Source organism: Leptobacterium flavescens, assembly GCF_010671605.1.
GTDB classification, from domain to species: domain Bacteria; phylum Bacteroidota; class Bacteroidia; order Flavobacteriales; family Flavobacteriaceae; genus Leptobacterium; species Leptobacterium flavescens.
Genome location: NZ_JAABOO010000002.1, coordinates 1,020,431 through 1,032,064 on the forward strand (window position 1 = coordinate 1,020,431; position 11,634 = coordinate 1,032,064).

Genomic DNA, 11,634 nt, shown 5'->3' on the forward strand with positions numbered 1-11,634 from the left:
AATTTTTTCTCTTTTTCTAAAGATAATTTGATTTCCCATTATTTATATGATTGCGATTCCTATTTTTGCGCTATGCCAAGGAAAAACAGAAGACAGGTTTTTGAAAAAGTAACCGTAACAGATGCGGGAGCTAAGGGAAAGAGTATAGCGAAGGCCCCTGACGGGAGAGTCATTTTTATTTCCAATGCAGTGCCCGGCGATGTGGTAGATGTGCAGACAACCAAGAAAAGGAGAGCGTATTTTGAGGCCAAGGCCGTACACTTTCACGAATATTCCGATAAAAGGACTGCTCCGGTTTGTGAACATTTTGGTGTTTGCGGCGGATGCAAATGGCAGCATATGGCCTATGAGCATCAATTGTTTTATAAGCAGAATGAAGTACAAAATAACCTTTTAAGGATAGGCGGATTGGAACTTCCGGAAATGACCCCGATCCTGGGTTCGGAAAAAAAGTATTTCTACCGGAATAAAATGGAATTTTCATTTTCCAACAGCCGCTGGCTCACGCCTGAAGAAATTGCAAGTGATGAGGATCTGGGCGACAGGAATGCACTGGGTTTTCATATTCCCGGAATGTGGGACAAGATCCTCGATATTAAAAAGTGTCATCTTCAGGAAGATCCTTCTAACAGTATCAGGCTGGAGATCCGGTCCTTTGCTCTTAACAACGATCTTTCCTTCTTTGATCCGAGAAATCAAAACGGACTTCTTAGAACGGTAATGATCCGTACCAGCTCTACAGGAGAGATCATGGTAGTGATACAATTCTTTGAAGATCACAAGGAAAAAAGAGAAGCGCTTTTAGAGCATTTAAAAGAGTGTTTTCCGGAGATCACATCTCTTCAGTTTGTGATCAACCAGAAACAAAACGATACTATTTACGATCAGGAGGTTATCTGTTATGCTGGTAGAGACCATATCTTCGAAGAAATGGAAGGTCTTAAATTTAAGATCAATGCGAAGTCCTTTTACCAGACCAATTCAGATCAGGCTTACGAGCTCTATAAAGTTGCCAGGGATTTTGCCGGTTTAACCGGGGAAGAACTGGTGTACGACCTTTATACGGGAACAGGTACGATTGCCCAGTTTGTTGCATCAAAAGCAAAAAAGGTTGTGGGAGTGGAAGCCGTTCCGGAAGCTATTGAAGATGCCAGGGTAAATGCACAATTAAACCAGATAGATAACGTTGAGTTTTATGTGGGAGATATGAAAAATGTGTTTAATAAGGATTTCATACAAACTCACGGAACCCCCGATCTTATTATCACCGACCCTCCAAGAGATGGTATGCATAAAGATGTTGTACAACAAATTTTAAATATTCTCCCTTCCAAAGTGGTTTACGTAAGTTGTAATAGTGCAACCCAGGCAAGAGACCTGGCTTTAATGGACGATTTTTACAAGGTGAGCCGGGTGCAGGCCGTAGATATGTTCCCGCAGACCCATCATGTAGAAAATGTTGTACTTTTGGAAAAGAGATAAATAAAAAGACAAATAAACGAAGTGAGAAAAATCATTAAATGGCCCCTGTGTATTTTAGGCTTGCTAAGCGCACTTTATAGTTGCCAGCGCGACGATATATGCGGGGAAGTCGATCCTACTACTCCTCAGCTTATTATTCGCTTTTACGATACAGATGATCCTACAGCCTTCAAGGAAGTAACTTCATTACGCGTCCTGACCGATGGAATTGAAACTCCTATTATAAACAGGCAGAATACAGATTCTATAGCTATTCCACTACGTTCTTTCGCCACTTCCACTGCATTTACGATGATCATCGATTCTCAGGATGATGATCAGGGCATGGAAACCGGAAACTCCGATATTGTTACTTTTAGTTATACACCAAATGAGGTATTTATTTCCAGGGGATGCGGTTTTATAATTAATTACGAAGAGTTAACAGGTTCCAGGGCTGATGATGCCGATAACTGGATAGATACCATTACCATAATAAATTCTGTTGTTGAAAATGAAAATCAAGCTCATGTCCAAATATTTCATTAATTCAATCCTCTTCTTTAGTTGTTGCTTTTTGTTTGCTCAGAATCAGACGGCAACAGACAGCGTGGTTTATAAAGAGAAATACGGACTGAGAATAGGTGTAGATATCAGCAAATTAATCAGGACCGGTTTTGATGAGAATTACAGCGGATTCGAATTGGTAGGTGATTATCGTGTAAGCAAGCGTTTTTTTGCAGCTGTAGAACTCGGAAATGAAGAGAATACAGTAGATGAGGACTTTTTTAATTTCACTTCAAAGGGTAGCTATATAAAAGTCGGGTTCGATTATAACACCTATGAAAACTGGTACGGGATGCAAAACTCTATCTCCGCAGGTTTGCGCTACGGACTCAGCAGTTTTTCCCAAACGGTCAATAGCTTTACTATAAATAATCGAAATCAGTTTTTCGGAGAGGGAAATACACCAGGAACAACAGATGAAATTCTCAGAGAGTTTGACGGTTTAAGCTCGCAATGGATCGAAGCTGTATTTGCCATTAAAGCAGAGTTGTTTAACAATCTATATCTGGGGGCCAGTATACGCCTTAATTATTTACTCGGAGGGAAGGAAGAAGATATTTTCCCTAACCTGTGGTCTCCGGGTTTTAACAGAATCACTCAGGACAGTAAATTTGGTATCGGGTACAATTACAGCATTACCTACCTGATCCCTTTATACAAAACCAAGAAGTAAGCTTTAGCTATTTTATTTCTCTTACTTTTTTAAGAAATATCCATTTCATCATAAGCTTATAGCCTGAATTTGTCTGGACAACACCAAATTTAGGTGCCAGTACCGTTGCCAAAACAGCGGATATGACTGCCAGGGCAATATTACTCAGGGGAATTACATATCCCAGTGTAAAGCGGGCAGTCAAAAAAATGACGGCAAAGCACAGAAAATTATAGAGAAGGGCTTTTGTTTTCAAACTCATCTTTGATTCTTGTATTATCGGTTAAATTTTGCTTTTTTACTCCCGGCATACATCTCGTATTTTACCAGTTTGGACTCCAACGGCCCGTTAAAGAGCTTTATTTTTCGTGAAGGGCGCAGGCCTACGAATTTAAGTGCTTCGATATTGGAAGTGATGAACCAGGCATCAGTATTAGGGTATTTCTGTTTTAAGGTATCCCCTATCTCCTTGTAAAAACTCTCCATATCCAGGTTAAGGCGCTCTCCATACGGAGGGTTAAAAACCATATGCAGTTTTTCTTCGGAAGGTTTTTCGGTAGAAAAGAAATTCTGATCCTCTATACTTATATAATCGCTTAAATTGGCGTTTCTCACATTGTCTTTTGCCTTACGGATAGCCGAAGGTGCTTTGTCGTATCCGTAGATCTTGTGATGAAATTCCCTGGTCTTTTTCAGACTGCTTTCCATGATCTTTTCGAAGAGATCTTCATCAAAATCCGGCCATTTTTCAAAACCAAACTCTTTTCTATTGATGTTAGCAGGAATATTACAGGCTATCATAGCCGCTTCTATCGGGATCGTCCCACTTCCGCACATGGGGTCTAAAAAATCGCTTTGTCCGTCCCATCCGCTCATCAACAACATTCCTGCTGCCAATACTTCATTAATAGGCGCTATATTCGTTGCCGTTCTGTATCCGCGCTGGTGCAATGACCTCCCGGAACTATCGAGAGATAAGGTGCACTGATCCTTCTGGATGTGAACATGTAACCTAAGGTCAGGGAATTTTACATCAACATTAGGTCTTCTTCCCTCCGTATTCCTGAATTTATCTGCAATGGCATCTTTTACCTTTAAAGCTATGTACTTGGAATGCCTGAATTTCTCTGAATAAACGGTGGCATCAATGGCAAAAGTATGATGAGTGGACATATATTTATCCCAGTGCATTTTATACACCTGCTCATACAGGTCATGCTCATTTCTTATGGTAAAACTCCTGATCGGCTTTAATATTTTAATGGCGGTGCGCAGGCATAGGTTCGCCTTATACATAAATCCGGTATCTCCTTCAAACGATACACTACGGATCCCTTTTTGTACTCCTATCGCCCCCAGTTTGTTCAACTCTTCTGCTAAAACATCTTCAAAGCCATAGAAGGTCTTTGCAAGCATGCTGAAATTATTTCCCATTGATATCATTTATTGAGAGGCAAAAATACGTTAATTTAGCACCTTTAATAAAAAAGCCGGGGAAAAGAAAGGAAAAATAAGGGGCTTAACCGTTTTTCTTTTTGATTTTCAGCTCTATCCGGGAATAACCGGCGATATTAATAACCCGATAACAAACCGAAAGATTAGTGCTACCAAATAAATGATCAACTATTTTTTACCCATACTGGCCGTTTTAATCGGTTTTTTGCTGGTTCTGCTATTAAAATTCAGGAATAAGAACAATATAAAGTTATTCCTGGCATACAGCGGAGCTTTTTTGCTTTCACTCACTATTTTTGAACTTTTACCTGATGTATTTGTAGAAGGGAATACAAAGAATACCAGTGTATTTATAATGCTGGGAATATTGCTTCAGATATTTCTGGAGTTCTTTTCTAAGGGCGCAGAGCACGGTCATGTACATATTCATGAAAAACAAAATCCCTTCCCCTGGTTGTTGTTTATCAGTCTGAGCATTCATGCCGTTCTGGAAGGTTTTCCGATCAATCAGCACGACACCCTTATCTATGCCATTGTCATACATAAGATCTCAATAGCCATTATTCTGAGTTCATTTTTCCTGGAATCTTCTGTTTCCAGAGGGAAAATTGCCGTATTTCTGATATTGTTCGCTTTAATGACTCCCCTGGGAAGCGTGATCTCCGATCATGTAGAACTGGTAAAGACCTATTATACCGAGATATCGGCTTTGGTGATCGGTATCTTTCTTCATATTTCCACAACTATCCTGTTTGAAAGTTCGGAAGGACATAAATTTAACATCACCAAAATGATCGTTATATTGCTGGGAGTTATAACCGCTTATTTTCTTTAAACATGTTCAGCAGGGAAGAATCGAAATTAATACGTCAGGAATTCTGGACCTCATTCGGGAAGTCTTTCCCCAGGAAATGGATCCTGTACAATACCAAGATCAAGGATTTTTCCTTTAAGTTCTATTTCGATACCAAGAAGGCCATTGTAACCCTGGATATAGAAGGTAGCCTGGAAAATCGTATCAAATATTTTGAAAAGATCACCTCTCTTAGATCTATTTTGCAGAATGAATACTTTCCCGATCTGATCTTTGAGGATATTTTCATTTTAGACAATGGGAAGGAAATAAGCCGAGTTTATGTTCAGAAAGATAATCTGTGTATACACAATAAGAATACCTGGAGAGACGCCATGGAATTCCTGAATGAGCAGATGATCAAGTTTGAAGATTTCTTTGTGGAATACCAGGATATAATAAAGTCCTAGATAACATCCGTAAGGATAAAGAGGAAATGCGAAATACTTCCCCCTAAAACAAAAAAATGCCAGATAACGTGATTATAGGGGATCTTCCGAAGGGCATAAAAAACAATTCCAACGGTATAGAACGCGCCTCCCAGCATTAACAGCTTAAGGCCCGAAGAAGTGGTGTTTTCAATAAGGCCGTTCATATCAAAAACAATAAGCCAGCCCATAAACAGATACATCAATAAAGAAAGAACCTCGTACTTACCGGTAAAGAATACTTTTAGAACGATCCCGCTAAGGGCTAATGCCCAGATAACAGAGAAAATAAGCCAGCCGGAGCCACTCTCCAGGCTGATAAGGGTTACCGGGGTATATGTTCCGGCAATAAGCAGATATATGCCTATATGATCGAGTTTACGCCATATATTTTTTCTTTTTACACTTTTAACCGCGTGATAAATACTGGAAGATGTATAAAGTACGATCAGGGAGATCCCATAAAACAGGATGCTCATGGTGCTAAAAGCAGTTTTACCGGAGTCAAAAGCCAACAGAATAACCAAAGCAGCTACACTCAGCAGTGCTCCAACGCCATGGCTTGCCGTATTCCAGATCTCTTCTGTTCTGCTTTGTAAAGTACTCATATAAGGTTAGTCTTTTCCGGTACAAAATGCTTACCCCTCCCCTATGGTTTTTTATTAAAAAAGCCCTTTAAACAAAGGGCTCTATATTCTTAGGTTTGCCGGAATTTATTTATATCTCTTTCCGTGTTTAATAACCATATCTACGTCCTGAAGAAGGCTGATATATCTCAGCACATCGCCATCTACCGCAATAATATCTGCGTATTTCCCTTCGGTTACCGTTCCTACCTTATCGGCTACTCCCATCCATAGTGCCGGCCAATAGGTTGCAGCCCTGATCGCATACATAGGATCCAGCCCAAATTCATTGACCCATACATCCAACTCATTCCAGGTAGACTGACTGTGAAACTTCATCGGAATACCGCTATCGGTACCGATCATCAGAACCACCCCTGCTTCTATAAGTTGTTTTATTTTTCGTTCGAGGGTTGGTTTTCTTACCGGAGTTAACTGAAAATAAGGAAGTCTGTCCGGATGCTGAATGCTCCCCTTGATGTCTGCAACAACGCTGTCGGGTAATCCGCGATGCCAGGAATCATTATCCAGTTTCTCAGGATTATCCCTGGTATATTCGTAATTATACAATCCTTCTACCGTAGGACACCAGAACAATGGTCCTTTATTCATCTGAGCAGTACGCTCTTTTATCATCTCCATTACATCTGCAGGATACTCAGGAGCTGAAGACAGGCCAGTGTGCTCAAAGCAATCCACTCCAACCTGCAGGCCTCTTCGTATTTCCTCCGGTCTGTGCCCGTGTGCCACAACTTTTAATCCGAATTTATGCGCCTCATCAACAACGGCTCTCAGTTCCTCCATTGTCATCTGGTCCTGATCGATGAGTTTAATACAATCTACACCGGCATTGGCCAGTTTTCTTATTTTTTTCTTTCCGTCTTCCGGACTATCCACACTCCATCTGAACGCTTCGGTACCCGGATAGGGTTTATGCTGAATAAACGGGCCCGAGACGTATAAGGTAGCTCCCGGAATATCTCCCCGGTTAATAGCATCTCTTACCTCAATACTTTCCTTTAACGGAGCTCCAAGATCCCTGGCACTGGTTACGCCTGCCATTAATAACTGGTGTGCCGATGCCGGCATTATAACATCCTTCAGCAAAGGCGGATAGGTTTTATCCCAATAAGAATAGTCGGCATGCCCGTTAATCATAGTGTGAACGTGCATATCCCACAATCCGGGAAGTACTGTTTTTCCTTCTGTGGAGATAACTTCGGCATTATCGGGTATTTTTACCTGTCCCATTACTCCCACCTCTTTTATAAACTCTCCTTCAATAATGATTACGCTGTTCTTTATCGGGTCGCTCCCGAACCCATCGATAAGTGTTCCTCCCACCAGAGCTTTTACATGGCTTTCCTGAGATATTAAGGGAATGGTAATAAGGGCTGTGCAGAATAAAAGAAATAATTTTAGTTTCATGATGATTAGTATTTGTTTAAAGTTAAAAAAAGTATGAGAAACTACGTTTCTATCTTAACTTTTAACACAAAATCAGCATCTTAGGAGTAAATTACTGCACAAAGGAAGTTAATCTATTAATCGGGATAATACCAGAAAGGAATACGGGCAACCCTCTCATAACGGATGGTATCTCTCCACCGGCTTTTCCTGTTTATGACCAGTAAGTGTTTCCCCCTGTCCAGGTCTTTAAGGTCCAGGTAAGTTTCAAAACCTTTTTGATCTTTCTGATTGGTCGTGATCACAAATTCTTTTTTATAATCTGTGGTATCTATTTTAAGGGAATACATATCCTCTATGGTAGTCAGGTATTCTTTTAATAGCCTCCCTCTGGTCCTGAAATCAACGGTCCCGCTGGTAAACACCCAGTGCAATCCTCTTTTATCCTCTTTTGGTTTCAGGCTATCGTTAATGTGAAAAACATCGTCTTCCAGGTCATCGTCATAGACAATAAAAACGCCCAGATGATTCTCCGTAATCACTTTGGAGGGTATAGAGGCATCTTCTATAAGCTGAATCTGATCTCCCATCGCATCTTCATAGTTGGTTGACTTGGCAGTAATTGATGATGAGCTTTGATTTTCACTGATATAGTTGGATACACTAAAGCCCGTTCCTGCCAGAATAGTAACCCCGATATACAAAGGCACCAGAACAAAACTAAGGCGTCGTCCGAATTTGGTATCCAGAAAATTGTAGACCATAGGCCTGTACAGAAATGATAAAGTTGTGTACTTAAATACCCAATAGAAAGGATAGTAGAAAAAGGTGGTCCATTTTTTTCGTTTTAAGCCTCCCAGGGTCATAAAATCGATAAAAGTAAAGATCAGTCCCAGGGAAACAAATATAATCAGCGGTACTCCGAGCCAGATCTTAAGCCAATCGTCTATATTATCCTGATCCAGCCAGGTTCCGATAACAACCAATATAAAAACCGTGAAAAGCAGTCCCAGTAAGTAAAAAACAAGCAGAAAGGTTATAGCAAAAATAACACTGCAATATTTTTCCAGTGTAGCCACATAATTATCGAAAGAGCCTACCCTTTTCTTTAGATGCCGGGTAAATTTCGGGCTGTATCTCAGAGCGTCATAATCTATATCGCCGGATACGTATCTCAGGCCGATAGCTCCTATCCATAGCCCTCTTAAAACAACGTGAATGATCAGGTTAACAGTGATAATATACCAGGAAATAAGCAAGCCCCTCATCATGAAAGCTCCATAGATATTATCCTTTTCTTCGGCATTAAAATTAGCCAGCTGAATAGGATCATAGACCATAAAAAGTCCGTAAATCGCGAAACCTGAAATAATTAATTCGAGTTGCCAGCTTTCCTGCTGCAGAATATCAAGCCATTTTTTAAACTTCTGATCCTGAGGATTGTTGCTCATAGGTTGGTTTTATGCTTCATAAATATAAATGAAAATTCTAATTTAACAAGCCTTCCAAAGTCTGCTTATCAATGTTTGGCATGAGTTGTATCGTGTTTAACGAAATTTATTGTTATGTTTAAATGCTTATCCTTGTTTTGACCCTGAATACTAAAAATCAAAACTTATGAAAACCAGAAGTATTATTCTCGTATTTTGCATTGTACTGCTTAATTCCTGTATTGTAAAATCCCTGAATCCCTTTTATATAGAGGAGGCTGTAGAATTTCAGGAAGCATTTTTAGGTAAGTGGGAAGACAATAAAGACGGAAAATGGGAAGTGCTTTCCTTTAAAGCCGAAATGGAAAGGGAAACCGGAAAAGATAGATTATCTGAAGAGGATAAGGAGATCTACGAAAAGTATAAGGACGGATATCTTATTTCTTATCTCAAAAAAGAAAATGAGTCATATTTTATTGCAGTACCTTTTAAGGTAGACGATCAGGTCCTTATCGATTTTATTCCCTATCAATATGAAGACGAAGGAGGAAACGATCTTGTAGGGCAGCACCTGGTCAAAACCCACTCGGTTGCTAAATTCGATAAGCAGGATAACGGAGATATCAAAATTACCTGGCTGGATGAAGACAGGCTGGAAGAGTTGTTTAAAAAAGATGCTATTCAGATAAAACATGAAGTAGTAGGCCTGGATAAAGATTTTATCTTAACGGCTTCCTCGGAAGAGCTTTACCGCTTTATGAAGAAATACTGTTCCTCTTCTATAAAAAACAAATGGGAGTCGTCTGAAAAACTAACCTTTAAAAGAATTAGTGTTGAGCCTTAACCCGTACCTGAAAAAGCTAAATAATCACAACGCTCTGTTATTTAACGGAGTGTTGTGGTCTGTTTCTTTTGTTATTCTTCTGTTCATATTCTCTAAGGGAAGAACACCTTTAAAGATTGATTATATCTACACTCTTTCTTTTCTTTCTTCCCTGGTGATACCGGTACTTATTAATCTGTACATTCTGATCCCCAGGCTACTCAAAAAAGAAAAATACTGGTGGTTTATATTTGCTTTTGCAGTAAATCTGATTGTGTTTTCGCAGTTACAGGTCCTGTTTTTCGAACCGCTTATTGATACGCTTTTTCCGGATTACTTTTTTATCTCCTATCATTCAGATACCAGGCTCATAACGATTTTCAGTATTTTTCTGGTCACTACCAGTCTGATCAAACTATCTGAAGACTGGTTTCACTTTAACCGCAATGAAAACCTGGAGTTAAAGAAAAAAAACCTGCATATAGAGGCTCAGTTATCCTCCCTGCGTTCGCAGATCAATCCTCATTTCCTGTTTAATTCGCTTAATGTGATCTACTCTTTGGCCATAGATGGAAAAAATGAAACCAAGGACGCCATTGTACAACTTTCAGACATTCTGAGGTATGTGATCTATGATGCAGATGCGGAACGTGTTACCATAGAGGACGAACTCCTTCTTTTGAAGAATTATATAGAGTTTCAGAAATTCAGGGTGCACGGTTTTCAGAACATAAAACTGAAGCTGGATATTGAAGACGATCAATATAAATTGTACCCGATGCTGCTGCTTCCATTAGTAGAGAACAGTTATAAGCACGGGGTTAAGGGAGATCCGGAAGATACCTTTATCAATATAGAGATCACTCAGAAAAATGAAGCTTTCAGCTTTAAAATAGAGAATAACAATACAGAACAGGTCTATGATGTTGACAATGAATATTCGGGAGTAGGCCTGGAAAACATCCGGAAAAACCTCAGAATTATCTATCCGGGAAAGCATCAATTTGATATTGAAGACACTGAAGATAAGTTTACCGTTAATCTCAAACTACACTAAGGATATGAAAATAAAATGCCTGATCATAGATGACGAACCCTCTTCTCAAAACGTTCTTAAGAACTTTATAGAAGACCTTAGCTTTCTGGAACTCTCTCATGTGTGTAACAATGCTATTGACGCTATAGAATATCTGAAGGCAGATACTTCTGTAGAGTTGCTGTTTTTAGACATTAATATGCCCAAAATATCCGGTTTGAGTTTTTACAGGTCCCTGCAGAATCCGCCCGATGTGATCTTTACAACTGCTTATCCGCAATATGCCGTAGAAGGTTTTGAGGTAAATGCCGTAGATTATTTATTAAAGCCCTTTTCATTTGACCGTTTTTTTACAGCTGTCAACAAGGTACTCGATAAAAGAAAGGAAGAACAGGCTAAGGATAGAGAGGCTCCATATTTAATGATCAAATCCAACAAAGTACTCCATAAGGTCTTGATAAGTGATATTTTTTATGTTGAAGCCCTTGGCGATTATGTCAAAGTACATTTAAAGGACTCTAATATTGTTACCAACAGTACTTTTACCAATATCCTGGAAGCTTTGAAGAACGCTCAGTTTATCAGGACACATAAATCTTTTGCGATAAATCCGGGCAAGCTTAACAGCGTATCGGGGAATCAGGCCATCATTGGCCCGTATACGGTACCTATAGGTCAAAAATACAAAGCCGATTTTATCAAGATCATTTCGGGATAGGTCGGAAAGCTAAATTTTAAGCATAAAAAAACCCCGACATTACTGTCAGGGTTTCAAAGAAGGCGGCGACATACTCTCCCGGTTGCCCAGTACCATCTGCGCTGATGGGCTTAACTACTCTGTTCGGAATGGTAAGAGGTGAGCCCCATCGCTATAACCACCTTAAATCGTCTGTTGC

13 protein-coding genes and 1 rRNA gene are annotated in these 11,634 nt (G+C 39.7%); 8 read left to right on the forward strand and 6 right to left on the reverse strand.

Annotated features, from left to right (window positions below; translation table 11 throughout):
* Positions 1 to 72: 72 nt before the first annotated feature.
* The 3 genes from rlmD to GWK08_RS12135 are packed head-to-tail and all read left to right on the forward strand — an operon-like array spanning position 73 to position 2,701.
* A complete protein-coding gene (gene rlmD, locus GWK08_RS12125) occupies positions 73 to 1,482 on the forward strand; it encodes a 23S rRNA (uracil(1939)-C(5))-methyltransferase RlmD (RefSeq protein WP_163607449.1) in 1,410 nt (469 codons plus the stop codon).
* A gap of 21 nt (positions 1,483 to 1,503) precedes the next feature.
* Entirely contained in the window at positions 1,504 to 2,010 is a 507-nt protein-coding gene (locus GWK08_RS12130) for a DUF6452 family protein (protein WP_317168152.1), read from the forward strand.
* Positions 1,991 to 2,701 (forward strand): DUF6048 family protein, encoded by a 711-nt coding sequence (locus tag GWK08_RS12135; protein WP_163607450.1) that lies wholly within the window; start codon positions 1,991 to 1,993, stop codon positions 2,699 to 2,701. Before GWK08_RS12130 ends, GWK08_RS12135 begins: the two co-directional genes overlap by 20 nt.
* 7 nt (positions 2,702 to 2,708) lie before the next feature.
* On the opposite strand, the gene GWK08_RS12140 is transcribed toward GWK08_RS12135, so the two are convergent.
* Together GWK08_RS12140 and GWK08_RS12145 are read right to left on the reverse strand one after the other, a co-directional pair.
* Entirely contained in the window at positions 2,709 to 2,942 is a 234-nt protein-coding gene (locus tag GWK08_RS12140; RefSeq protein WP_163607451.1) for a hypothetical protein, read from the reverse strand.
* 14 nt (positions 2,943 to 2,956) lie between these two features.
* Positions 2,957 to 4,114: a THUMP domain-containing class I SAM-dependent RNA methyltransferase gene (locus GWK08_RS12145; protein ID WP_163607452.1), complete on the reverse strand. Its 1,158-nt coding sequence runs from the start codon at positions 4,112 to 4,114 to the stop codon at positions 2,957 to 2,959.
* Positions 4,115 to 4,295: 181 nt separating this feature from the next.
* Here GWK08_RS12145 and GWK08_RS12150 point away from each other — a divergent pair, with 181 nt between their 5' ends.
* Together GWK08_RS12150 and GWK08_RS12155 are read left to right on the forward strand one after the other, a co-directional pair.
* Positions 4,296 to 4,970 carry a ZIP family metal transporter gene (locus tag GWK08_RS12150; RefSeq protein WP_163607453.1) on the forward strand — a complete coding sequence of 225 codons (675 nt, stop codon included), beginning with the start codon at positions 4,296 to 4,298 and terminating at the stop codon, positions 4,968 to 4,970.
* A 2-nt stretch (positions 4,971 to 4,972) separates the two neighbouring features.
* Positions 4,973 to 5,398 (forward strand): DUF4268 domain-containing protein, encoded by a 426-nt coding sequence (locus GWK08_RS12155; RefSeq protein WP_163607454.1) that lies wholly within the window; start codon positions 4,973 to 4,975, stop codon positions 5,396 to 5,398.
* On the opposite strand, the gene trhA is transcribed toward GWK08_RS12155, so the two are convergent.
* From trhA to GWK08_RS12170, 3 genes are all read right to left on the reverse strand, one after another.
* Entirely contained in the window at positions 5,395 to 6,024 is a 630-nt protein-coding gene (gene trhA / locus GWK08_RS12160; protein ID WP_163607455.1) for a PAQR family membrane homeostasis protein TrhA, read from the reverse strand. The genes GWK08_RS12155 and trhA overlap by 4 nt on opposite strands.
* 105 nt (positions 6,025 to 6,129) lie before the next feature.
* Positions 6,130 to 7,470: an amidohydrolase family protein gene (locus tag GWK08_RS12165; protein ID WP_163607456.1), complete on the reverse strand. Its 1,341-nt coding sequence runs from the start codon at positions 7,468 to 7,470 to the stop codon at positions 6,130 to 6,132.
* A 116-nt stretch (positions 7,471 to 7,586) separates the two neighbouring features.
* On the reverse strand, positions 7,587 to 8,900 hold the full coding sequence (locus tag GWK08_RS12170; RefSeq protein ID WP_163607457.1) for a hypothetical protein: 1,314 nt from the start codon (positions 8,898 to 8,900) through the stop codon (positions 7,587 to 7,589).
* A gap of 166 nt (positions 8,901 to 9,066) precedes the next feature.
* On the opposite strand from GWK08_RS12170, the gene GWK08_RS12175 reads away from it, so the two are divergent.
* The 3 genes from GWK08_RS12175 to GWK08_RS12185 are packed head-to-tail and all read left to right on the forward strand — an operon-like array spanning position 9,067 to position 11,456.
* Complete coding sequence (locus tag GWK08_RS12175; protein ID WP_163607458.1) at positions 9,067 to 9,723, forward strand: hypothetical protein; 657 nt, start codon at positions 9,067 to 9,069, stop codon at positions 9,721 to 9,723.
* Complete coding sequence (locus GWK08_RS12180; protein ID WP_163607459.1) at positions 9,713 to 10,759, forward strand: sensor histidine kinase; 1,047 nt, start codon at positions 9,713 to 9,715, stop codon at positions 10,757 to 10,759. The genes GWK08_RS12175 and GWK08_RS12180 overlap by 11 nt, the downstream gene beginning before the upstream one ends.
* 4 nt (positions 10,760 to 10,763) lie before the next feature.
* Entirely contained in the window at positions 10,764 to 11,456 is a 693-nt protein-coding gene (locus GWK08_RS12185; protein WP_163607460.1) for a LytR/AlgR family response regulator transcription factor, read from the forward strand.
* Positions 11,457 to 11,513: 57 nt separating this feature from the next.
* Here the strand turns inward: GWK08_RS12185 and rrf are convergent.
* Positions 11,514 to 11,621, reverse strand: a 5S ribosomal RNA gene (gene rrf, locus GWK08_RS12190).
* Positions 11,622 to 11,634: the final 13 nt, after the last annotated feature.